Source organism: Sediminibacterium sp. FW305-C-49 (genome assembly GCF_058231085.1).
The window spans coordinates 1,414,429-1,437,429 of record NZ_JBIQXS010000002.1 but is presented as its reverse complement, the minus strand read 5'-3'; the positions used below and the strand labels follow the sequence as shown (position 1 = coordinate 1,437,429).

Sequence of the window (23,001 nt, the reverse complement as noted above, 5' to 3'; positions counted from 1 at the left end):
GGTTCATTTCTTTGCCCCGGATTTCAATCCGGGGTAAAGAAAATTATGCTAACTGACGTTTATACATTTGAATCGTATTCTCATACCCGAGATAGATAGCATCACAAACCAGCGCATGACCAATACTCACTTCATCGAGATAGGGGATATGTTGTTTCAGGTATTTGAGATTGGTTAGATCAAGATCGTGACCTGCATTGATACCCAATCCTAATTCTTTTGCCTTAGCCGCTGCTCTTACATAAGGTGCAACCGCTTCAGCAGCTTTACCTTCTGCAAATAACTTAGCATATCCTTCTGTGTACAGTTCAATACGGTCGGTGCCTGTTAAGGCCGCACCTTCAACCATTTCAATCACTGGATCAACAAAAATGGATACGCGGATACCTGCTTTTTTGAAAATACCGATCATATGAATAAGGTAATCTTTATGCTCCCTGGTGTTCCATCCATGATCACTGGTAAGTTGTCCGAGTGCATCAGGAACCAGTGTTACCTGGTGAGGTTTTGTTTCGAGTACAAGATCAACAAATTTCTGTTCGGTGGGATTGCCTTCAATATTGAATTCGGTAGTAATGATTTTCCGGATGGCTCGTGTATCATCGTAACGTATATGTCTTTCATCCGGGCGTGGATGAACCGTAACGCCATCGGCACCAAATTTCTCTGCATCAACAGCCGCTTTCAACACATTCGGATTATCACCACCCCGGCTGTTTCTGAGTGTGGCAAACTTGTTGATGTTTACACTGAGCTTCGTCATGCGGTAAAGTTAATCAGAAGTCGGGATTTTCCGGATGTCCCGACTTCTGATTCCATAACTTACCCGAAGTATTGCATGATCATACTGGCAGCAACCAGACCCAGCAGGTGGTAACCACAATCAATAAAATATAAACCTAAGGGCTTTTTATTGTACAGATAGCCAATACTAATGGCAGGTGTGCTGAAACAGATGCCAATGAGTACGGCAAGGTGAAATGCATCTGCATAACTGTTCATGGGAACCAGTTGTCTGAAAATGGTAAGACCGATACAGCTTAATACCATAAAAAGAAAACTGCTGATCATGGTAGCAGCTACCCCTTTTTTCATATTGGGATCTTCCATATTAATACCGGATAAGCGTACCCAGGCTTTGGAGAAAATGGGTCCATACCAGATGGCACCAAGCATAAAATAGCCAAGTGATCCGAGGAACAATGATAACCAGTTAACATGGTCGGTAAAATGATGAAGCATGGCAGGTTGTTTTGGGTTTAGAATAAAACAAGATCGTAAATAAAATTCAAAGCATCAACAGGATGCCGGCAATAGTGTATTTTGCATATATATAAGCCTTTGCAACAATTTTTACCGATTAGTGTTTTATCATTATGGCATATTCATCTCTCGAATCTTGTTTAACTGACCTGGAAAAGAATGGGCAGTTGATACGTATAAAAGAAGAAGTGGATCCCTATCTTGAGATGGCTGCTATCCATTTACGTGTATATGAAATGGGAGGCCCGGCTTTGTTGTTTGAGCATGTAAAAGGCTCAGGTTTCAGGGCAGCATCGAATATATTCGGAACACTGGACCGGAGTCGTTTTATTTTCCGGGAAACACTGGCATTGGTACAAAAACTGATCGAGCTGAAAGGCGACCCCATCAAAGCGATTAAACATCCCATTCAAAATATTGGAACCGGGTTAGCGGCATTGAAAGCACTTCCACTGAAAAACCCATTTAACAAACCTGTTTTGTTTGAAGAAATCAGGATCAGTGATCTGCCATTGATTCATCACTGGCCTATGGATGGTGGGGCATTTGTTACTTTGCCACAGGTATACACGGAGGATGTGGATCAGCCAGGTATCATGAAATCCAATCTGGGTATGTATCGTATCCAGTTAAACGGGAACGATTACGCAACCGATCGTGAAATTGGTTTACATTATCAGTTACATCGTGGTATAGGTGTTCATCAGACCAAAGCCAACCGGAAAGGGCTGCCCTTAAAAGTGAGTTGTTTTGTAGGTGGACCACCATCGCATACCGTATCGGCAGTGATGCCCTTGCCGGAAGGGATCAGCGAAATGACATTTGCAGGCGTGCTGGGAGGCAGAAGGTTCAGGTATACTTACCGCGACGGGTTTTGCATCAGCACCGATGCTGATTTTGTGATTACCGGAGAAGTGTATCCGGGTGAAAATAAACCGGAAGGTCCTTTTGGCGATCATCTTGGATACTATAGTCTGAAGCACCCGTTTCCACTGATGCGTGTTCACAAAGTGTATGCGCGAAAAAATGCCATCTGGCCATTTACAGTGGTAGGCAGGCCTCCGCAGGAAGATACCAGTTTCGGACAATTGATACATGAAATTACAGGCGATGCCATACCACAGGAAATACCCGGTGTAAAAGAAGTACATGCGGTTGATGCAGCGGGAGTACACCCTTTATTACTTGCTATCGGAAGTGAACGGTATACACCCTACTTGCCGACCAAGCAACCTGCCGAAATATTAACCATCGCCAATCATATACTCGGTACTGGACAGCTAAGTCTGGCCAAATTTTTATTTATTACGGCTGATGATACACAGCAACTGACCACGCACCATGTGCAATCATTTCTTACATATGTGTTTGAGAGAGTGGACCTGACCCGTGATATTCATTTTCATACCAATACAACGATTGATACACTGGATTATTCAGGTACGGGATTGAATACGGGAAGTAAAGTAGTCATAGCTGCTTATGGTGATGTGAAGCGAACACTCGCTACCGAAATTCCATCGGTATTTAATGAACGGAATTCATTTGGTCCGGCATTTATGGCAATGCCAGGTGTTATCTGTTTGCAAATGAATGCTTATACGGATCCTGCTTCAGCAACAAAAGAAATAGCAATACTGGATGAAGCTTTAAAACAGGTGCAAAACGATTTGAATGGGTTGGTGCAGATTGTTGTGTGTGATGATGCGGCATTTACTGCTGCAACACTCAATAATTATTTATGGGTCACTTATACCCGTTGTAACCCTTCTCATGATATACATGGTGTAAGTGCATTTACGGAACATAAACATTGGGGTTGTACCGGACCAATGATTGTTGATGCTAGAATTAAACCTCACCATGCACCGCCTGTGGTAAAAGATCCTGCTATCGAGAAAAAAGTAGACAGGCTATTTGAAAAAGGAGGCAGCCTTTATGGTGTTAAGGGCAAGTAATGTAGCTGGATAAAAAAATCTATCTTACTGTAAGGTCAATCTATCAGTTCCGTCCATACCCCCAAAAAGAACCATGAAATATGTATCAGCCATTGTAGCCATTTTATTTTCATTATTCAGCGTTGCGCAAACAACTGAGCCCAAGGGTTTAAAAGTAGGAGATACAGCTCCGCTGTTTACAGCAACCGATCATACAGGAAAATCTTTTTCTCTGGAAGCTGCCTTAAGTAAAGGTGATGTTGTGTTGATGTTTTACCGTGGACAATGGTGTCCTTACTGTAATAAGCAGATGAGTCAGATGAATGATTCGCTTTCACTGATTACCGGGAAAGGTGCTACTGTAGTAGCCATTTCACCGGAGATACAGGAAAATGTAACGAAGACCATTGAAAAAACCAAAGCATCATTCCCTGTGATCAGCGATGTGCAAATGAAAATCATGAAAGATTACCAGGTAAATTTTGCTGTTCCGCAGGCAACCATCGACCGGTACAAAAATTTTGGAATTGATTTTAATACAGCCAACGGAGTAAACGGAGCCAATCTTCCCGTGCCTGCCACTTATGTGATCGGAAAAAACGGTAAAATTAAATACGTATTCTTCAATCCCGATTACAGAAAAAGAGCATCTGTGAAAGAACTGGTATCTTATCTCTGATGATCAGTCCAGATCAACGCTCACTTTTATCACAATCTTTTTTACCCATGATGCTTCATGGTCCTGAATACAGGGCATATGTAAATCGGTGGGATAAAATATGGTGAACATGCCTTCTTTTATCAATGAAAAAAAGGCAGGTTTTTCATCAAATAACATATAATCATCTTCCGGATTGTAGGCGCGGGATGGGGTTTGTGTTGCCAACAATGCATGCCCCATTCTTTCGGCACCTTTGACTACATATTGTACATCAATAAATTTCTTGTGCGACTCAAGCTTTTCGAGCGCCGGGTCTTTTGTCTCATACTCCTGTACCATTGCAAAAACCTGGTCTTCAATGATAGGGTGTTTGCCATTCTCCAACGACAACAAGTCGTTCTCCTGTAAAAAGCGAAGTGCTTTTTCAATGCCTGTGCCTAAATGGTAATACTTGGCAGCATGTTGTAAATGATCTATAACCATACTTATGTCTTGTTTACTTGATAAATGGGGTGCTAGTTATTTATTTCTACCCATGTATGATCGGCCAGCAGACGTACCGATGAAACAAATTGTCTGAAAGGCCCTGAACTGCCCCATTCCTGTGGTGATACAAGTGAAAGAATATGCTGGCCATCATGTTTTTCATACAGGTGATAAACATGGCCGATCTGTGGCTTGAAATTGAGTTTGGCTTCATAGATCATCATACTCAGTTCTTTTCTTTTCCTGATTTCCTGTGCCTGGCGTGCTAGTAATTCAATCTGCTGTCTTATCTGATCCAGTTGCATATTGGTCTGGTCTTCCATGGCCGACAAAGCTTTGTGTTTGATAACACCTTCCTTTGTTGGACGAATGGCTACACCTGCTACAGAAGAAGCGTAAGGTAATACACTCAGTTGCTTATGATAAATCTCTATGTTCACAAAAGCTTTTCCTGAACTATCAGTACCCTGTTGTGTTAGTCGGAGATAACCATTGGGCAAGATTTCATGTTTTACTTCCAGTATGGTCTGCTCACTTTTAAAAAATCGAAAAAGGAGGGTAGAGGAGTTGATGATAGTAGCTTCCGCTGTATCGGCCAGTTCTGTATTGTCAAAATCCCTGATTGTTCCATCAGGAATAATTTTATACTGGGTATAATACGCTTCATTGTCCATCGACACCCAGTTGATGCTGATGCCAAGTGCATGACCATTCTCAATGGATTCAATTTTATAGTTGCCACTTTTGGGAGGAATACCCGATTGAAAATCGCATTTCTCGGGAAACAATTGCCAGCTTGCCAGAAAATTATATGCTTGTACCATTCTTATATATACAGATAGCTGTTACAAAGGTTCTGCATTTTAGCTGAATAGAAATAAAAAAGCCGCAGATTCGCTATTATCTGCGAATCCGCGGCCAAAATCGGTTTGCAATTATTTTACAGTAAAATCAACTTTCAGTGTGCCCCAGGTCAGCGAAACAACACCGGCTTTACTGATGGTATAAGTCAGTTTTTCTACTGAGGTATCTGATTTACCCGGCTTAACGTTTACACGCAGGGCATCATCGGCTTGTTTATATGAATAGGCACCCCACTGTTTGGAAGTTTTGTTGAAAATAAGGGTGTAATCATTGCCATTATCGAGTGTAAAAAAGGCGTATTTACCGGCAGGTAATGTTTTTCCTTCAATGGTTACATCTTTGCTTACTTCAAATACAGTAGCATCATTGGCACCTGCGCGCCATACTTCTCCTTTTTTAGGTTCTACATCCTTACCAATGGTACGTCCCTTGAGTGAAGGTGAACTGTAATCGATCGTAATAGTAGCGCCACTTGCAATGGTTTCTGTGGCTTTGGCCGGAGGACTTGGTCTTTTAGATGGATCGCCGCCGCCCTGGGCACAAGCACTGATGCTGGTAAACATCAATCCCATCAGGATTGAAAGAGAGAATAACTTCTTCATGATATACTTGTTTTTTTTATAAACGAAAATTACTGGAAAAGGTTGATCTGTCGTATGGCTTTATGATGATTGGTCTGTTAAAATCAGTTAGTTAACCTGTATGAAATCGGGCTTGCGTAATAACTGGCTATTGTACTTGAACCGGAGACCGGTATTGAACGTGAGATTCCAGGGGGTCATTCTTCCCGTTGTCCTTGGATAATAATAAAGTTTAAGCTCCATGGTACCAAAAACAAGGTTCTCGTTTCTGGTACGAACACCGGCTCCCAAAGAAGTGTAAATATCTCCTTTGTCAAAATTCTCACCGATGGTTTTCAGGTAAGTGATATTGGTAAATACAAAAGGGGCAAAGCTAAAGCCAAAGGTTTTGGTTGTATTGTAAAAAACCGATTCGCCATTAGCACTTATGCGGGTAGAGGCCCGTACCAGGTTTGTGTTTAACTCGGGAATGCCGAAAATGCTGGTAAGTCTGAGCGGTTCATTTAAAACAGTTCTTATCTGCTGTGTAACACTGCCACTAAAAAAATGCCTGCTGAACCAATTGCTACCGCTGATTTTACGCAAACGTGTAAAGTATTCTACACTTGTTAAACCACTGATATCTTCAAACTGCTCCTTATTAAAATAGGTTCCAAAGCGGATGGTATAATTGACATAGTTCTTATTGTCTGAGAAGTATTCGCGCTGGTAATCGAATCCAATATAAGGCCTCTCTATGTTATTCCTGCGAACCCAACCACCAAGCAGCGATAAGCTAAAACCTTCTGGTACGTCTTCGTTTCTCCCAAAGCCATATAGGAAGTTGGTGTGATAATAATCCTGCTCAAATAAAGTAAAGCTACCCAGAACAGCTTCTACATTTGAATAATAATAGTTGTAAGTGGTTTTGAACTGATCGGGTATATCGTTGAATAATCTTTGTAGGCCTCTTATACCTACAAATTTTTTCAACCTTGAAGTAAGGTTTTGTTTCAGTTGTTTTCTGGCGCCAATATTGAATGCAAGCCATCCATCCAGTAAACGATAATTGTATTTGAATCCTGCTTTGTATAAAGAGTCGGTGAGGTAACTGTTGTTGGTGAAATGTTTACCCACTTCAAAGCCGCCGGTCCATTGATGGTAAGGGCTCACCAATGGCAATTCGCCACGAACATACAATGCTTTTTCTTCTCTTCTTCCGCTATTGAAAGCAGGAGCCTGTGTCTGGAAGCCAAAGGCAAGGTTAAGAAAACTGCCGCCCACATTTCGTTTGATGTATTCGATGCCGGAACCAAAATCGGGTTTGCGATCCATGTCGTATAAGCCCCTGAACTGGATACGGTCTCCGGAGCCAAATAAATTATCATTGTTCAGCTCAAGACTCATACTGGTAGCTGAACCAATTTCGGCACTACCGCCAATGGGGAAGAGGTCTTTCCATCTGATAACTACATCAACTGCATCGGGGTCATCTTTCACAGCCGAAACTACAATTTTGGCATCCTGGAGATAAGACAGTTCACGCAGGAATCTTTCATTATCGGCCATCAGGTATGGATAAAGCGTATCGCCTGTTACAAAGAAAAGATTGCGTAGAATGGTCTTATTAGTAGTACCTGTATAAATAGCGTCGCTGATATTGTTCATCAGTCTTCTGCCCGAGCGGGAAGTATCATTTACTGAATTATCAAAAGACAGTTTTTCTACCCTGATTTGGCGAATGATTTTACCCCGGTATGGCTGGAAAACAGTTTCGTTTTTAATAGCGCCCTTATTTTCGGTGATGATGTCTTCCTGACCCCGGATAGAAACAGCACGACCCAACTTTCCAAGCAACCCCTTTTTATGTGCGAGAAAGAAAACAGTATCTTCCTGAAGCCTGTTTTGCGAAAAACATGGATAAAAACAGGTAAACCAGCAGGCAATCAATAACAAACGATATAAAATAGTACGCACAAACATTCCTTAACGGATCCCGTTTTCATTTGGTAATAATCTCCGGGAAGTTAAGGAATCAGTCTTAGTTAAGACATAAATGTTAAAAGCTTATAACGAACACAAAAAACCCGGCTTACGGGCCGGGTTATATCGAATCAATGCTAAGGGCTGTTTTATTTGGCTTCTTTAGAGAATACAGTTACCTGACCGTAAGCTGAAATCTCTAAAACGATCTTCATGCTGGCGTTATCCATAGAAACAAAATAGCTGCTGTCGCCATCTGCATTTTCAAACTGGATAACATCTTCCAGTTGAAATTCAGGATAAGTGTATTTGGTAGTGATGGTCTGCAGGGCAGATTTTGGCAATTTGTCAAAAGCAAAAGTCTTTGCAGAACCAATCAGTTCACCCTGGTGGGTATAGAATACCTCTTTCTTGATACCGTTTTCCAAAAAGCTTACTTTTTCGAAATTGGCATCTGCGCTCCAGCTTATTTCTTTGGCTGCAGTGAAAGTTGATTTGAAATGGCCCGCGCCATTATAACTTGTTTTTTTGTTGGTATCAGCAAAAGCGCTGGTTCCAAGGGCAATCACGGCTAAAGTGAGGATAAATAACTTTTTCATTTTCTTCTTATTAATGTGTTTATAATTAGTTTGTCGTTTTTCCTTTGATTGAATTGACAAGTCAAAAGTAGAACCGAGTGATATATAGACGAAGGGAATTGTGATTAGTTACAAGCGTAGGATGGGTGATATTATGAGTGGTGTTAATGCCAATGTTAAGCAGTGTTAACATGGCTATCAAACCCTTTACTGTAAAGGGTTTCAGGGGAATTCTTAAAGAAATATTAAAGGCCGTCTTACTGTGATGAGTAGCAGAAACCAAATGTACGGTTTAGGATGAACGGCAGGAGAGTCGGCGAGAAAAGCTGCGAGCTACGAGCTTCTAGCTACCAGCAGGGTGTTCAGCGTAAGGCATAAAAATAATTTCATGCCTTACTAAGCATATATATGTCTACACTGGTACAATCAGCTAGAAGCTAACAGCTCGTAGCTCGCAGCTTGTTTTCTTACTTCCTCGGCGCTCTCTTCCTAAGCTCCTCCACCGAAATATTAATCTGCCGCCCAACCTGTTTTCCGTTTTTGTAGCAGACGAACTTAACATTGGCTACGTCTTTGGGCAGGGTAAAAGGAGCCTGGTATTGGTGGTATGTGTAGTCTGGATTGCTTTCATCGATGGAGAAATGAACAGCCATATCCGGTATTTCTTTGTCAACCACGAGGATCAGATTGCCTTTCCCATCAGTCTGTGCTGAAATAATGGGGTCGTACATGGCAGTACTGTACCTGATTTTGGCAAAATTCATCCGTTCAAAATGTTGTTCCACCCGGTCGATGAAATCAGGCCAGTTTTTATGCGCTTTGGGCGACCATACCGATTCAGCAATGGCCAATGCCCTGGGCCATAACATATATTGTACGGCCCTGAAATTTTGAATCTGCTCAGTCCAAAGATTGCCCTGTCCGCCCAGTATGAATTTCTGATCAATACTATCTGGCAAAGGGTCGAACTGATATGTTTTCTGGAGTCTCAAACCCGCATATACAGGCGGCTCCATCGTTTTTTCACCCTGATAATAGTCCAGATAGGCGAAATCTGTGGGCGACATCACTACTGTATGATTGGCTTTTGCCGCAGCAATACCACCTTTCATACCCCTCCAGCTCATGACAGAGGCACCCGGCGCCAATCCACCCTCCAGTATTTCATCCCAACCCATCATTTTTTTGCCTTTGGAGCTGATGATTTTCTCCACCCGCTTTACAAAATAGCTTTGTACCGCATCCATGTCTTTCAGGTTCTCTCTTTTCATCAGCGCTTTGATCTCCTCACTTTTTTCCCAGAAATTCTTGGCTGTTTCATCACCCCCCATATGAATGTATTCAAAAGGGAAAAGTTGTGCTACTTCAGTAAAGACCTTATCCAATACCTGGTACACTTTTTCATTGGCAGGGGAGAGGTTATTGTCTTTTAAAGCATAGAAATGTGCTCCTGCCGGCCATTCCATAAATTTTTCACCGGCATTTACCCAATATTTGGTACCGGGTGTGGCCGATAAATCGGGAAAAGAAGCCAGCATGGCCATACTATGGCCAGGAATATCTATTTCCGGCAGAATATTCACAAAACGGTCTTTGGCATACTGCACGAGCTCACGGATATCTTCATGTGTATAAAAGCCTCCATACGTTTTAGGTTCATCCGGTGAAGGGTCAGGTGTGTTGGCCCATTTACCTTCGCGAACAGGTCTCCAGGCGCCTATATCGGTAAGCTGGGGTAATGATTTGATCTGTATTCTCCATCCCTGGTCATCTGTTAAGTGAAGATGTAAGAGGTTGAATTTATACCGCACCATTTCATCAATAAACTGTTTTACTTCCTGTTTGGTAAAGAAATGACGGCTTACATCAAACATTAATCCTCTCCACCCAAAGCGGGGTTTGTCCATAATGGAAACAGACGGTACTAACCAATCAACCGATGTTGTAACAAGTTTTTTTGCATTTATTTCTTTTGGAAAGATCTGCAAAAGTGTTTGTACACCGTAAAAAAGTCCGGCCTGTGTATTGGCACTGATGTTGATACCTGATGGTGAAACTTTCAGATAGTAACCTTCATCTCCCAATGCATGATCTCTTTTGGGCAGAAACTGTATTGTAATGTCGCCCTGTTTACCGATCTGGCGAAATGTATATCCTGTTGGGAGCGACAACGATGTAATCAGATGTTGCATTACAGCGTTTGCTTCACCGAGTGCCGCTATAGACATGCCATTTTTTAATTTGAAAAAACCTGCTTCGGCTTTTAGTGAAACCGGCTGCGGAATGATAGCAGTTAAACGTGTAGCTGTTTCACTCTTAAGTGCGTTGGAAAAAAAGAATAGGGTCAGGATCAGCCATATCTTTCTCATCAGATTTCTATTTAGAACTGAAAAATAAGATAAATCGGTAAGTGCTGTTCAGAAAAGACAAGGTTGTTTTTTTTGAGTCCGAAAGACCGAAAGTCTGTAACACCAGAGTAGAAAAATAAATCCTGTTATATAAACGACTGCTTTCAGACTTTCGGTCTCCCGACTTGCGGACTTCCCCCACAAAAAAGCCCGGTACATACATACCGGGCTCTCATAAAATCACACAAAATATTAATAACGATAGTGGTCTGCTTTGAAGGGACCCACTTTTGAGATACCGAGGTAATCGGCTTGCTCATCAGTTAGTTCATCCAGCTCAGCGCCTACTTTCGCCAGGTGTAAACGGGCTACTTTTTCATCGAGGTGTTTAGGTAACACGTACACTTTGTTCTCGTAGTTCTTGAAATTGGTCCACAATTCAATCTGGGCCAAAGTCTGGTTAGAGAAAGAGTTACTCATTACGAATGAAGGGTGACCAGTTGCACAACCCAGGTTAACCAGGCGACCTTCTGCCAGAATGATCACATCTTTACCATCGATATTGTACAGATCAACCTGTGGTTTGATGGTATCTTTGGTATGACCATAATTATTATTCAACCAGGCAATATCAATTTCAATATCAAAGTGACCGATATTACAAACGATCGCTTTGTCTTTCATCAGACGGAAATGTTTTTCAGTCAGCAGATCGCGACAACCTGAAGCAGTTACTACGATATCAGCTTCTTTTACCGCATCGATCATTTTCTTTACTTCAAAACCATCCATTGCAGCCTGTAAAGCACAGATCGGATCGATTTCAGTAACGATTACACGACAGCCTGCACCACGTAATGATAATGCAGAACCTTTACCCACATCACCATAGCCACCAACAACGGCTACTTTACCAGCCATCATTACATCGGTAGCACGACGGATCGCATCCACCAATGATTCCTGGCAACCATATTTGTTATCGAATTTAGATTTGGTAACAGAATCATTCACATTGATAGCAGGAATAGGTAAAGTACCTTTTGCCATACGCTCATACAAACGGTGAACACCGGTAGTGGTTTCTTCAGACAGACCTTTGATATGCTGAACCAGCTCAGGGTATTTGTCGAATACAATATTGGTAAGGTCACCACCATCATCCAGGATCATGTTCAATGGACGATCGGCACCACCAAAGAACAAAGTTTGTTCAATACACCAGTCAGCTTCTTCCAGTGTCTGGCCCTTCCATGCGAAAACGCCGATACCGGCAGCAGCGATGGCCGCAGCAGCCTGATCCTGTGTAGAGAAGATATTACAAGAGCTCCATTTCACTTCAGCACCGAGGGCAACCAGTGTTTCAATTAACACGGCGGTCTGGATAGTCATGTGTAAACAACCGGCAATACGCGCACCTTTCAGGGGCTGAGAAGCACCATATTCGGCACGGAGCGACATCAAACCGGGCATTTCTGCTTCGGCAAGACGAATTTCTTTACGGCCCCAGTCAGCCAGACTGATATCGGCCACCTTATACTTCAAACTGAAATCGATGGAAGAGGTTAAATTTGACATTTTAGTGTTTTTATGAAGTGCAAATCTATATTGATAGCTGAATATTCTGAAATATTTAATTATTTTGGAATAAAGTTTAATAAAATAGCTATTTTGTAGCATAAATAAGCAAAAAAAGATGGCAAAAACACGTCCCACAGCCGAATCCACTACCATCAGTTTACAACTGGATGAGAAAGACCTGGCCATTCTCCGCGTACTGCAGCATAATGCCCGTGCAACGGTGAAAGAAATAGCAGATAAGGTATTGCTCAGCACCACCCCAGTGCATGAACGGATTAAAAGAATGGAGGAACAGGGAGTGATACGACAGTATGCCACTTTACTCGATCATTCCAAAGTAAAGAAGGGTTTGATGGTCATCTGTTATGTATCACTCAAACAACATAACCGGAATGCAGGCGAGCGTTTTATCAAAAGTATTCTGGAGATGCATGAAGTGATTGAATGCTATAATATTTCAGGTGAATTTGATTTTATGCTGAAAGTGGTAGCAGAGAATATGGATGACTACTATAATTTCCACGTCAACAAACTAAGCCAGGCCGAAAATCTCGGACATGTACAAAGCGTATTTGTCATGGGTGTGATTAAGCAGACGCATGTATTGGTGTACTAGGAGAGCTACAAGCTTTTAGCTGCTAGCTTCCAGCTTTTGTATGAGTGCAAAGCGTTACTAAATTTATAATATCTCTTTTTTACCAAGCAGAGTAAATCTGGTTTAGTCAAAACCTGCTGCTAGCAGCTAGTAGCTAGGGGCTAGCGGCTCAAAGCTTATACATCACTACCGACTTCACCATTCCCATAAAAAACTCCTTATACAATAAAGCTTCGGGGAATAATTTTTTTAATTCGGAAATGGTCATCAGCCGAACTTCATCTACCTGTCTGGCGGCGTTGGCTGGGTCTGGTACGCGTGGGATATGTCCTAATGAAAACTGCCGGGTAAGGGCAATTTTTACAGATCGGGGCAGGAACTGGAAAAAAGGGAAAACCCAGTGTGGTTCTATCGGAAAATAGCGATAAGGTGTTTGTATGAAATAAGATTTACCTACCCGTTGTATTTCATCAGCCATTTTTTGTTGGGCTTCAAACGTAAACAGGTGTTCGATAACTGAGTTGGAATGAACCAGATCTACAGAATGGTCTGCAAAACCATCAAGCTGTGTGGCATTACCGGCAATGCTGGTAAACCTTTGTGTATTTGAGACAGGTTCAGCTTTTAGATTAAGTAATGTGATGTGAACACCAGGTTCATCGAATTGCATCATATTCCAATAAGCTTCTGTTCCGCCAATATCAAGAATATGCAATGGGCGGGGAAGCTGACGGATCAGGCTAAGAAAAAATTCAAATCTTTTCCGTCTGAACCGTGTAGATAGTGAGTGTTGATCGGTATTATCTGCAATCTTCATGAGTCCTGTTTGTTTATCAGACACAGAAGCGGCAAGATAAATCAGTTTGTAAGAAGAAAAATGGGAAAGTTTAGGGGGGAAGCTGCTGGCTACAAGCTACAAGTTTTTTAACTCAGCCCCATCGGTTGATAAAATTCCTTTTAAGAATCTTTTGACCCGGACTTCTTTGAGAAGCAGAAAGCTGCTGTATTTGTCTAACCAGAGCGTTAAAGAAAACCTGGAACTTGTAGCCAGCAGTTTGTAGCTTGCAGCTCCTAATCCCACAAAGTACCATCTAGTCCCAGCACCATTCCCATCCACAGGGCAACAATATGTCCCACTATACCTAACACGGTGATAAAGGTTTTATTCCAGCCATTTTCAAAACGGTATTTGTCAAGAAAATGAAAACACAGGCCAGCACCGGCAACAGCAGCCGGTACAATAAGGAGGGGTCTGATCATCCAGTATTCCGGCCATGCAGGGTTTGGATTCTTTACGTTCAAAAGGAAGAAGCTGATGAGTGCAAGGCCAATTCCAGCACCAAGCAGCATTCTTTTAACTAATGAGCCAGGATAGGCTTTTTGGTTGATTTCAGTAGATTGATACATATTTTTCTTTTTTACTTAAAAAGTACTTTGAATTGCAAAGTAAATAATCAATTTTGTTTCCTGCAAACTTTTTTTAGCTTTTATGGAGATTTTAATGTTGTGTTCGGGAGAAAGGAGGGGAGATAATGAATAGGGATGGATTAGGTTTCACGAAATCCAGCCTTGTTTAATGGCAAGCGCAATAAGCTCTGCACTGCTTTGCGCATCATATTTATTCATCAGGTTTTTGCGATGGGTATTTACGGTATGTATACTCAGGAAGAGTTTTTCGGCTATTTCACCCGAACTTTTTCCGGATGCAACCAATTCAAGAATTTCCAGTTCTCTTTTACCCGGCGGTGCCAGTTTAGCTTTAGGCGTATGTTTTGTGTAGAACCGCTCTAAAGCCAGTTTTACGGCGACCGTTAACTGGGCAGGTACAAAAGGTTTTAAAAGATAGGCCTCAAAATCGGTGGTAGCGGCTTCCGACAGTGTAGCTTCATCCGCATATGCCGTCAGGTATAAAAAGGGAACAGGTTCAAGTGCAGTAATGGCTTTAGCTGTTTCAATACCATTTAATTTCCCCTTGATCTGGATATCGCAAATAATCAGGTGGGGTTTGGTTTCTTTGAAGAGCGACAAAGCTGTTGCAGACCGGTCGGCAATTCCAGCAATGCTGTAACCCTGTTCTTCGAGCACTGCAGCTATATTTTCTGCAACGATCAGTTCATCTTCTATTATCAGGATCTTTATTTCAGTCATAAAATAGATCTACTGTGCATAATTGAAAGATATATTAAACACAGACCCTTTATTATTGGAAATATCCATAGTGGCGCCCAGTTGCTGTACAAAGGTACGGATCAGTTTTAAACCAAAAGACGAGGGTGAAACAGCAGAGAGGTTAATACCCTTCCCATTATCACTCACTTTTAGTGAAACTTTCTGATCGGTTTTATCTTCGGTCAGTTCAATGGTCAGTACCGGCTTCTCTACCTGTTGAAATGCATGTTTGAATGCGTTGGTGATAAGCTCATTGATGATCAATGCAAGTGGCGTGGCGAGATCAACATCCATATTTTTTGAACTGAGCTGGATGCGTGTCTGAACAATTGATTGATCGTATCCGAAACTATGCGCCAGCATTTGGGTAAGGGAGGTAATATATTCTTCGATATTAATGGCGCGCAGGTTATCGTCCATATACATTTTCTGGTGCAGCAGGCTCATGGCTTCCACCCTTGCTTTACCTTCTTCAATGGCAGAACGGGCATTGGTATCGGTAAGTTTGAGCGACTGTAAATTGAGCACACTGCCAATGACCTGCAGGTTGTTTTTAACCCGGTGATGCAGTTCTCGCATCAGCGTTTCAATCCGTTCATTTTTTTGTTGCAGTTCAAATGCAGTTTTCAGTTTCTGGCGATAGCTTCTGTACAGAATAACAGCAACGATGGCGAGTAAGCCAATCAGTCCAACAGATCCCCACAACCTCAGTCGGGTTTTCTGTAACTGTAATTCTTTTACTTGTTGTTCCTTTGCGGCAAGTGCCAGTGCATCTTCCCTTTTGCTGATTTCATAATCGGATTGCAGCCTGTTTATTTTCAGTTCTGTTTCTGCATTGATGGCTTCACCACCCAGCGCCAGGTATTCATTCCGGAACCGGCTGGCATTGTCCATTTCACCGGTTTCTTCATACACTTTACTTAGCAGATAATCGGTATAACGCTTTGAGCCTTTGTCAACAGCGTTGGACTGTAGTGCATAGCTTTTTAATAAATAGTCTTCAGCCTTTTTAAATTGTCTGATCTTGAGATGGGCTGAAGCAAGTGCATTATACACCCTGGTCATTTCTGGTGCCTGCTTTTTGAATACATAGGTCGCCAATGCACGCTGGTAGTAATCAATAGCCTGACGATGATTTTCTTTGGCAGTGGCTATGTCACCCAGATCAATATGTGTGGCGGCCATCGCCATAGAATCTTTTACTGAAGTAGCAATATTCAAACGTACGGTTGTATAGGCTGTTGCTGAATCATATTCTTTTAACCTGATAAAACACCTGGCAATATTGCCGAGTACCGACATCTTCACAACAGGCTGTAAAATATATTGCTGTAACCCGAATGCTTTCTTATAATACAGCAGACTTTCGCCTGTATTGTTCAGTGTTGTATATGTGTTGCCTGCGGAGAGGTATAAATTGGCCAGCGCTGTTTTGTCCTGCAATCTTTCGGCCATTTTTATAGACCTGAGTATCTGGTCGAGTGAAGCCACTTTATCGCCTGCCATTCGTGATGCTGCCGACAGGGCAGCCAGTGCCCTTTGTTTACTTATGTCATCATTTGTTTTTTCAGCCAGCGTATAACCCGTTTCATAATCATCCGTAGCCCGATCCACATCTTTCATTTGCATGTAAATATTACCACGGGTTAAATAGATACCAATTATGAGACGACTATCCAGTTCTGCTTTTTTTCCGGCGTCAATGGCTTCATTGGCAAGTGAAAGCGCTTTCTGGTATTCCATCGAACGCATATAATTGGGTACCAGGTTGAGTGATGCACCTGCAATGCCCCTCAGGTAATTATTTTTTTTCGATAGAACATAGCTGACTGAATCGAGTTCATATGCCAGCGAAAAATTATTTTTTCTGCGATACATATTCGCCAGTGAATTCATGGCATCTGCCTGACCGTTTTCATTGTTTTCCTGCCGGTAAATGGTGAGGGCTTCCTGAGTGAAAGCCATGGACTGATCGGGTAGTCTGGGGAATTCTATTCTGGCTAACTGTAAAAGCAGCGTGGCCCTTTGTTCTCCCTTGGCTGCTTTCAGTTGTTCATATAATGCAGTGGTATTCTCAGGTCGGGGAACCTGTGCGTGGGATTTTAAACTACTAACGAATATGAAAAACAACAACAGTTTTCTCATGAGAATCATCTTCGTAATACGATGTAATATAATGCAGTCCTCCTATTTACGAGCAGATGTTTAACAGAGTTTTTGTATCCTGAATAGAACAGTAGGATCAGGAATTACACAGATTAAAACTTTTAAAGGGAGATGTCGACAAATCAAAAATATTATAATCTGATACAGTTATCCAGCCAAGCTGATGGAGTTGGGTACTGGCAAATTGTTCATGGGCAAATTCAGCCATACGTATTTCGCCCTATTTGCAGGTAAAAACTAAACGGTGGTTGACATAATATAATCATCCATAAAAAAACCACCTCCGATATCCAGTTTATATTCTTTTTCAACCACAAAGCCCATCCTGTTATAAAAATCTTTGGCTTTGTTTTCTTTGTTTACCTGCAAAAACAAACGGGTCTGCTGTTTTGAACGGGTGTAGTTGATGACTTCCTGTAACAATGCTTTGCCGGCACCGGTTTTCTGGATAGTAGGCAGGATATATAGTTTGTTGAGTTTGCAGCCTTCTTCTCCTTCAAGAGAAACAGATGCAAAACCAATCGCCTGCTCCTGATATTCTGCTATATAAAACTGGTGCCCTTTTTTCATCTGTTCAAGCAATGCTTCATCAGAATAAATCATATCGAGCATATAACGTATTTGCTCCTGTGATATAATTTCTCCATAAGCTACGGGCCAAGTAATTTCTGCTATCTGGCGAATGCATTCCCTGTCGTTATCATTTGCAGTTCGTATATGCAGAGAAGGAGCCATGCAAGTGGATAATTTAATCTTTTTTGATCCTATTAAACTATGCAGCGTTAAACTGCTATAAATTTTTTAAACTTTCTTCTATGTTTTTAATCCTTGCCTCCGCATCAGCCATTTTTTTCCGCTCCAGTTCTACCACTTCAGGTTTTGCATTCTGTACAAAACGCTCGTTACCGAGTTTTTTTAAAACACTGTCGCGGAAGTTTTTCTGGTAGTCGAGGTCTTTTATGAGTTCGGCTTTTAATGCTGTTGTATCTAACTGTTTTTCTGTTTCAATAAAGAATTTGTCTTTCTCTACTGCCACAACAATCATATTAGTGGTGGCTATTTCAAAATCAATGGTTTCAGCATTTACCTGTTTGGAAAGAATACCAATGATATTTTTATAAGGAGTCTGATCGGCTGTTTCAATATGCAGTTTAATCGGATCCTTTGGTTTGATCTGGTTTTTGTTTCTCGCATCACGCAGTGCAGAAATTACCTGTTTCAGTAATTCACCAGCTTCCAGCATAGCTTTGTTGGATGTGCCAATAGCTGTTTGTTGTTTTACACAAAGGTCTTCCTGCTGTGTTCTTAACAACTGATAAATTTCTTCGCTGATAAAAGGCATAAAAGGATGCAGTAGCTGCATCATTTCTTCAAAATATCCGATTGTTTTTGCGTAGATAACCGGATCAACAGGTTGTTCAAAACCTGGTTTGGCCCATTCGAGGTACCAGCTACAGAAATCATCCCATATCAGTGAGTACAAAGTTTTCAGCGCTTCACTGAGTCTGAACTGCTGCATCAAAGTTTCTACTTCCTGTTTAGCCTGGTTGAGACGCGATTCAAACCATTCGGTAGCGAAGGAGGAAGGTTGCGGGCTTTGCGCTGCAGGCTTTGCGCTTTCTATGCGCGATTCCCAGCTTTTGATAAGTTTGAGCGCATTCCAGAGTTTATTGTTGAAATTGCGGCCCTGTTCCAAGGCAGTTTCATCAAATAAAATATCATTACCGGCAGGAGAGGAGATCATGATGCCAAAGCGTACTGCATCTGCACCATACTGATCAATCAAAGCCAGCAGGTCTGGTGAATTACCCAGACTCTTACTCATCTTCCTTCCCTGTTTGTCTCTTACAATACCTGTGAAATACACATTTTTAAATGGTATCTGCTTCATGTATTCCTCACCAGCCATGATCATTCTTGCTACCCAGAAAAAAATGATTTCAGGTGCAGTTACCAATGTGTTGGTTGGATAATAATATTTTACATCTGCATTGCCGGGTTCAGATAATCCTTTAAACACTTCAAAAGGCCAGAGCCAACTGGAGAACCAGGTGTCGAGACAGTCATCGTCCTGACGGAGATCGTCAATGGTGAATGCTGAATGGTCAGTGGAATTCAGTTGAATGAATGCTTCTTCTTTGGAGGCTGCTACTGCATAACGTCCATCAGGTGCATACCAGGCTGGAATGCGATGGCCCCACCAGAGCTGGCGGCTGATGCACCAGTCTTTGATATTCTCCATCCAATGACGGTAGAGGTTTTTGAATTTGGCTGGATGAAACTGTATTTCTTCATCCATCACCGCTTTTAAAGCAGGTGCCGCCAGTTCTTTCATACTTACCCACCATTGCAAACTGAGTCTCGGCTCTACAACAGCAGCTGTTCTTTCGCTAAAACCAACCTGGTTGGTATAATCTTCAATCTTTACAATATGTCCTTTGCTTTCCAGTTCCGGTACAATTTTTTTACGTACCTCCAACCGGTCTTCGCCAATATATAACTGCGCTGCTTCACTTAATGTACCATCGTCGTTCATGGTGTCGATTACTTCAAGCTGGTGTTTTTGTCCCAACTGGTAATCATTCATATCATGTGCCGGTGTTACTTTCAATGCGCCGGTACCAAAATCGGTGGTTACGTATTCATCAGTGATGATGGGGATACGACGGCCGATTAACGGAACGATGGCATATTTACCATGTAAATGTTTGTAACGTTCATCATCGGGGTTCACACAAATAGCGGTATCGCCTAAAATGGTTTCAGGGCGAACCGTGGCGATGGTGATATATTCATCGCTTTCGGCTACCTGGTAACGTACATAGTACAATTTGCTCTGAACTTCTTTATAGATTACTTCTTCATCACTTAAAGCTGTTTTGGCTTTTACATCCCAGTTAATCATGCGTTTGCCACGATAGATCAGCCCTTTTTTATGCAGATCAACAAATACATTGATGACCGATTTGTAATAAGCATCATCCATGGTGAAAGAAGTACGGCTCCAGTCGAGACTGCAACCCATTTTCTTTAACTGCTGTAAAATGATACCGCCATATTTTTCCTTCCACTCCCAGGCATACTGCAAGAACTCTTCGCGGCCGATAGATGATTTGGCGATACCTCTTTCCCGTAGCATGGCTACTACTTTGGCCTCCGTAGCAATAGATGCGTGATCCGTACCGGGTACCCAGCACGCATTTTTGCCCTGCATACGCGCACGACGAACAAGAATATCCTGGATGGTATTGTTCAGACAATGGCCCATATGTAATACACCGGTAACATTGGGCGGAGGGATTACCACAGTAAAAGACTCCCGATGATCGGGGCTGCTGTTAAAATAACCTTTGTCTAACCAATGCTGGTACCATCTGGCTTCAATATCACCTGGTAAATAGTTCTTGCTCAATTCCATTCCTGATCTTGTTTTTACGGGTGGCAAACTTACGAAAAACCGGGGGCAGATGGGTATGCACATAAAAAAACCACGCTGGCGTGGTTTCTGATATATGGGTAGGGATCTTCATTACCAAACATGAACCGCTTCATTCCATTCCAATAAGGAGATGGCGGCAGGGGCCTGGTAGCGTGATTGTTTTTCCTCTTTCGAATCGGCAGTTATACCTGCTTCTAAAGCCTCTTTTTTCTGGATCGTCATCGATGTACAGCAACTGGCTAGTTTTTTACCGGTATTCTTACAAAGCATACGGATCTGGTTACCGCTACATCCGGTAAAAGCGATCAGCAGGCAGATCAGTATAATATTCTTCATGTCAGTTTGTTTTCTGGTGCAAAGCTAATCCTGTATTTGTCAATAACAGGTTAATCATTGTTAATTATACCTAACGTTTATTAAGACCTTAGGTTACAGTTTTGGTCAAACTTTTTTTATAAGTCTGTTGCCAGCCTGATTTATTACAACCTGATAAACGTTTTTTCTATTGAATCATTGTCTTTTTCAGTAATACAGCTTTGACACAAATAAAAAACGCTGTGGCCTGCACTGTTCACCCTATGGCAAAAATAGCCACAGGTTACATAGTGTTAACCACAGCGTTAAATAGAATCAGCAGCAACAATTTTTAAGCCCGGCCTCTCCATTCAAAATACGAAATCACTACCACTACAACCAGGATGAGGGCCACAATAGTGGCATTGCGGGCATTTTCACTCAGGTGAAAATGAGATTTTGTGTTAGACATGGCAAGCAAGTTTGGTACGTAAAAAAGGTTTTACGGTCTTTCAGAGGATATAATACATCGAAAGAAATACCAGGCTGACAGTCAATTCCGGGGCTAAAGGGGAGATTTAAAATTCTTTGTTTGTAAGATAAGTGATTATTACCGAATTTACAAGCCTGATTTATGCAGTTTGCGATTGTAGATATTGAAACCACCGGCGGCTTTCCAGAGCAACATGGAATGACAGAAATAGCCATTGTACTGCATAATGGAACAGAAGTGGAAGGGCGCTACGAAACACTGATCAATCCTCACCAGCCCATTCCACCCTATATCGCCAATATGACGGGCATTTCGGACAAAATGGTAGCTGAAGCACCTTCTTTTGAGGAGGTGGCTCCCCATATTTACAACCTGCTGAAAGACCGGATTTTTGTGGCGCATAATGTGAATTTTGACTACTCTTTTGTGAAGTGTCATTTGCAACAGGCAGGTTATCAATTAAATGTGTCTAAACTCTGCACCATTCGACTGGCCCGGAAAGTGTTCCCAGGGTTTCGGAAATATGGGCTTGGACATTTATGCAGGGAATTAGACATCCAGATCACCAACCGGCATCGTGCTGGTGGCGATGCCATCGCTACGGCACAGATACTTGACCTGGTTTTGCAGAACAATGGCATGCGGCTTATCAAAGAGTTACTAAAAAGAGACAACCATAGTCAAACCCTTCCTGCTCATTTACCCGAACACCAGGTTAAAAACCTGCCGCAATTACCCGGGGTTTATTATTTCCACGACCAGAAAGACAAAGTGATTTATGTAGGAAAAGCCAAAAACCTTAAAAAAAGGGTTTTGAGCCATTTTACCGGTCTGGATACCAGTAAAAAACGCCAGGAACTGTTAAGAACCGTGCACCGGATTTCACATGTGGAATGTCCGACCGAGTTTATCGCTTCTCTTTTTGAAAGCGTTGAAATAAAACGACTCTGGCCGGCACATAACAAGAGCCAGAAAAGATTTGAACAGGTGTGGGGCATTTATATGTTTGAAGACAACCGTGGTTACCTGCGACTGGCCATCGATAAAAAAAGAAAATACCTGCAACCACTGTTGTCATTTGCTTTACTGGCCGATGCCCATCGCATGTTATGGAAGATGGTGAAAACATTTGAATTAAATGCAGCGCTTTGTTTTCTGGATATGACAGAACAAAAAGAATGGCCGGAAGTGGAATGGTACAATGGAAAAGTGCGGGAAGCCATTCAATGGACGATTGATCAGAAAGAAACATTCATCATCCGCGATAAAACTGCCTGTGTACTGGTAGAAAACGGGGTGTTTTATGGCATGGGTACACCCGATCAGGATATTCAGATCGAAGCACTGGATGTATTAAAGGAACACCTGACCAGCTATCCGGAAAATGAAGCCATCCGTTCTATGATCAGGAGTTTTACAGAACGTTATCCTGCAAAAGTTATTCGGATAGCCTAGGTGGTGGAGCGTCCGAAAGACCGGAAGTCGGAAAGTCAGGAGACAGCATCTTTCATTAAGTTTATCTTTCGGACTTTCGGTCTTACCGACTTCCGGTCTTCCAAACTCCTTTTCCACATCTTTTTTTTA

The 23,001-nt window shown here is 42.0% G+C and carries 20 protein-coding genes; 4 read left to right on the top strand and 16 right to left on the bottom strand.

All coding sequences use genetic code 11. The annotated features are described in order from the left end of the window. Nucleotides 1-43 precede the first annotated feature (43 nt). Both ACH3Z1_RS13810 and ACH3Z1_RS13805 read right to left on the bottom strand, forming a co-directional pair. Nucleotides 44-763, bottom strand: coding sequence for a pyridoxine 5'-phosphate synthase (locus ACH3Z1_RS13810; protein WP_490822579.1), 720 nt, complete (start codon nt 761-763; stop codon nt 44-46). A gap of 59 nt (nt 764-822) precedes the next feature. After that, nucleotides 823-1,242, bottom strand: coding sequence for a DUF1761 domain-containing protein (locus tag ACH3Z1_RS13805; RefSeq protein ID WP_490822578.1), 420 nt, complete (start codon nt 1,240-1,242; stop codon nt 823-825). A gap of 134 nt (nt 1,243-1,376) precedes the next feature. Between ACH3Z1_RS13805 and ACH3Z1_RS13800 the strand changes: the two genes are divergently transcribed. Both ACH3Z1_RS13800 and ACH3Z1_RS13795 read left to right on the top strand, forming a co-directional pair. Further along, nucleotides 1,377-3,221: a UbiD family decarboxylase gene (locus ACH3Z1_RS13800; protein WP_490822577.1), complete on the top strand. Its 1,845-nt coding sequence runs from the start codon at nt 1,377-1,379 to the stop codon at nt 3,219-3,221. Between the two features lie 73 nt (nt 3,222-3,294). Then, a complete protein-coding gene (locus ACH3Z1_RS13795; protein ID WP_490822576.1) occupies nt 3,295-3,879 on the top strand; it encodes a peroxiredoxin-like family protein in 585 nt (194 codons plus the stop codon). Between the two features lie 3 nt (nt 3,880-3,882). Here ACH3Z1_RS13795 and ACH3Z1_RS13790 read toward each other — a convergent pair whose 3' ends face one another. From ACH3Z1_RS13790 to ahcY, 7 genes are all read right to left on the bottom strand, one after another. After that, nucleotides 3,883-4,344 carry a NanQ anomerase/TabA/YiaL family protein gene (locus tag ACH3Z1_RS13790; RefSeq protein WP_490822575.1) on the bottom strand — a complete coding sequence of 154 codons (462 nt, stop codon included), beginning with the start codon at nt 4,342-4,344 and terminating at the stop codon, nt 3,883-3,885. 32 nt (nt 4,345-4,376) lie between these two features. After that, the gene (locus ACH3Z1_RS13785) at nt 4,377-5,171 is read right to left on the bottom strand and encodes a DUF2452 domain-containing protein (protein ID WP_490822574.1); all 795 of its coding nucleotides are present in this window, start codon (nt 5,169-5,171) and stop codon (nt 4,377-4,379) included. A 111-nt stretch (nt 5,172-5,282) separates the two neighbouring features. Beyond that, entirely contained in the window at nt 5,283-5,813 is a 531-nt protein-coding gene (locus tag ACH3Z1_RS13780; protein WP_490822573.1) for a DUF2911 domain-containing protein, read from the bottom strand. An 87-nt stretch (nt 5,814-5,900) separates the two neighbouring features. Beyond that, the gene (locus tag ACH3Z1_RS13775) at nt 5,901-7,748 is read right to left on the bottom strand and encodes a hypothetical protein (RefSeq protein WP_490822572.1); all 1,848 of its coding nucleotides are present in this window, start codon (nt 7,746-7,748) and stop codon (nt 5,901-5,903) included. A gap of 155 nt (nt 7,749-7,903) precedes the next feature. Next, nucleotides 7,904-8,353 carry a hypothetical protein gene (locus ACH3Z1_RS13770; RefSeq protein ID WP_490822571.1) on the bottom strand — a complete coding sequence of 150 codons (450 nt, stop codon included), beginning with the start codon at nt 8,351-8,353 and terminating at the stop codon, nt 7,904-7,906. A gap of 446 nt (nt 8,354-8,799) precedes the next feature. Next, entirely contained in the window at nt 8,800-10,701 is a 1,902-nt protein-coding gene (locus ACH3Z1_RS13765) for a beta-N-acetylhexosaminidase (RefSeq protein WP_490822570.1), read from the bottom strand. Nucleotides 10,702-10,932: 231 nt separating this feature from the next. Continuing rightward, nucleotides 10,933-12,258 carry an adenosylhomocysteinase gene (ahcY, locus tag ACH3Z1_RS13760; protein ID WP_295204677.1) on the bottom strand — a complete coding sequence of 442 codons (1,326 nt, stop codon included), beginning with the start codon at nt 12,256-12,258 and terminating at the stop codon, nt 10,933-10,935. Between the two features lie 118 nt (nt 12,259-12,376). On the opposite strand from ahcY, the gene ACH3Z1_RS13755 reads away from it, so the two are divergent. After that, nucleotides 12,377-12,877, top strand: a complete 501-nt coding sequence (locus ACH3Z1_RS13755) for an Lrp/AsnC family transcriptional regulator (protein ID WP_490822569.1) — start codon at nt 12,377-12,379, stop codon at nt 12,875-12,877. Between the two features lie 148 nt (nt 12,878-13,025). Here the strand turns inward: ACH3Z1_RS13755 and ACH3Z1_RS13750 are convergent, their stop codons facing one another. The 7 genes from ACH3Z1_RS13750 to ACH3Z1_RS13720 form a co-directional block, all read right to left on the bottom strand. Then, the gene (locus tag ACH3Z1_RS13750) at nt 13,026-13,673 is read right to left on the bottom strand and encodes a methyltransferase domain-containing protein (RefSeq protein ID WP_490822568.1); all 648 of its coding nucleotides are present in this window, start codon (nt 13,671-13,673) and stop codon (nt 13,026-13,028) included. A gap of 254 nt (nt 13,674-13,927) precedes the next feature. Next, complete coding sequence (locus ACH3Z1_RS13745) at nt 13,928-14,263, bottom strand: hypothetical protein (protein ID WP_490822567.1); 336 nt, start codon at nt 14,261-14,263, stop codon at nt 13,928-13,930. Between the two features lie 147 nt (nt 14,264-14,410). Then, nucleotides 14,411-15,004, bottom strand: coding sequence for a response regulator (locus ACH3Z1_RS13740; RefSeq protein WP_490822566.1), 594 nt, complete (start codon nt 15,002-15,004; stop codon nt 14,411-14,413). A gap of 9 nt (nt 15,005-15,013) precedes the next feature. Continuing rightward, complete coding sequence (locus ACH3Z1_RS13735; RefSeq protein ID WP_490822565.1) at nt 15,014-17,170, bottom strand: tetratricopeptide repeat-containing sensor histidine kinase; 2,157 nt, start codon at nt 17,168-17,170, stop codon at nt 15,014-15,016. A 258-nt stretch (nt 17,171-17,428) separates the two neighbouring features. Then, nucleotides 17,429-17,926 carry a GNAT family N-acetyltransferase gene (locus ACH3Z1_RS13730; protein ID WP_490822564.1) on the bottom strand — a complete coding sequence of 166 codons (498 nt, stop codon included), beginning with the start codon at nt 17,924-17,926 and terminating at the stop codon, nt 17,429-17,431. Nucleotides 17,927-17,981: 55 nt separating this feature from the next. Then, a complete protein-coding gene (locus ACH3Z1_RS13725) occupies nt 17,982-20,609 on the bottom strand; it encodes a valine--tRNA ligase (RefSeq protein WP_490822563.1) in 2,628 nt (875 codons plus the stop codon). Nucleotides 20,610-20,720: 111 nt separating this feature from the next. Next, a complete protein-coding gene (locus ACH3Z1_RS13720; protein WP_490822562.1) occupies nt 20,721-20,966 on the bottom strand; it encodes a hypothetical protein in 246 nt (81 codons plus the stop codon). A 592-nt stretch (nt 20,967-21,558) separates the two neighbouring features. On the opposite strand from ACH3Z1_RS13720, the gene ACH3Z1_RS13715 reads away from it, so the two are divergent. Next, nucleotides 21,559-22,872 carry an exonuclease domain-containing protein gene (locus ACH3Z1_RS13715; RefSeq protein ID WP_490822561.1) on the top strand — a complete coding sequence of 438 codons (1,314 nt, stop codon included), beginning with the start codon at nt 21,559-21,561 and terminating at the stop codon, nt 22,870-22,872. Nucleotides 22,873-23,001: the final 129 nt, after the last annotated feature.

Bases quoted from the DNA above. Each gene is read 5' to 3' on its own strand.
- ACH3Z1_RS13810 (WP_490822579.1), bottom strand. From the start codon at position 763: ATGACGAAGCTCAGTGTAAACATCAACAAGTTTGCCACACTCAGAAAC.
- ACH3Z1_RS13805 (WP_490822578.1), bottom strand. From the start codon at position 1,242: ATGCTTCATCATTTTACCGACCATGTTAACTGGTTATCATTGTTCCTC.
- ACH3Z1_RS13800 (WP_490822577.1), top strand. From the start codon at position 1,377: ATGGCATATTCATCTCTCGAATCTTGTTTAACTGACCTGGAAAAGAAT.
- ACH3Z1_RS13795 (WP_490822576.1), top strand. From the start codon at position 3,295: ATGAAATATGTATCAGCCATTGTAGCCATTTTATTTTCATTATTCAGC.
- ACH3Z1_RS13790 (WP_490822575.1), bottom strand. From the start codon at position 4,344: ATGGTTATAGATCATTTACAACATGCTGCCAAGTATTACCATTTAGGC.
- ACH3Z1_RS13785 (WP_490822574.1), bottom strand. From the start codon at position 5,171: ATGGTACAAGCATATAATTTTCTGGCAAGCTGGCAATTGTTTCCCGAG.
- ACH3Z1_RS13780 (WP_490822573.1), bottom strand. From the start codon at position 5,813: ATGAAGAAGTTATTCTCTCTTTCAATCCTGATGGGATTGATGTTTACC.
- ACH3Z1_RS13770 (WP_490822571.1), bottom strand. From the start codon at position 8,353: ATGAAAAAGTTATTTATCCTCACTTTAGCCGTGATTGCCCTTGGAACC.
- ACH3Z1_RS13765 (WP_490822570.1), bottom strand. From the start codon at position 10,701: ATGAGAAAGATATGGCTGATCCTGACCCTATTCTTTTTTTCCAACGCA.
- ahcY (WP_295204677.1), bottom strand. From the start codon at position 12,258: ATGTCAAATTTAACCTCTTCCATCGATTTCAGTTTGAAGTATAAGGTG.
- ACH3Z1_RS13755 (WP_490822569.1), top strand. From the start codon at position 12,377: ATGGCAAAAACACGTCCCACAGCCGAATCCACTACCATCAGTTTACAA.
- ACH3Z1_RS13750 (WP_490822568.1), bottom strand. From the start codon at position 13,673: ATGAAGATTGCAGATAATACCGATCAACACTCACTATCTACACGGTTC.
- ACH3Z1_RS13745 (WP_490822567.1), bottom strand. From the start codon at position 14,263: ATGTATCAATCTACTGAAATCAACCAAAAAGCCTATCCTGGCTCATTA.
- ACH3Z1_RS13740 (WP_490822566.1), bottom strand. From the start codon at position 15,004: ATGACTGAAATAAAGATCCTGATAATAGAAGATGAACTGATCGTTGCA.
- ACH3Z1_RS13735 (WP_490822565.1), bottom strand. From the start codon at position 17,170: ATGAGAAAACTGTTGTTGTTTTTCATATTCGTTAGTAGTTTAAAATCC.
- ACH3Z1_RS13730 (WP_490822564.1), bottom strand. From the start codon at position 17,926: ATGGCTCCTTCTCTGCATATACGAACTGCAAATGATAACGACAGGGAA.
- ACH3Z1_RS13725 (WP_490822563.1), bottom strand. From the start codon at position 20,609: ATGGAATTGAGCAAGAACTATTTACCAGGTGATATTGAAGCCAGATGG.
- ACH3Z1_RS13720 (WP_490822562.1), bottom strand. From the start codon at position 20,966: ATGAAGAATATTATACTGATCTGCCTGCTGATCGCTTTTACCGGATGT.
- ACH3Z1_RS13715 (WP_490822561.1), top strand. From the start codon at position 21,559: ATGCAGTTTGCGATTGTAGATATTGAAACCACCGGCGGCTTTCCAGAG.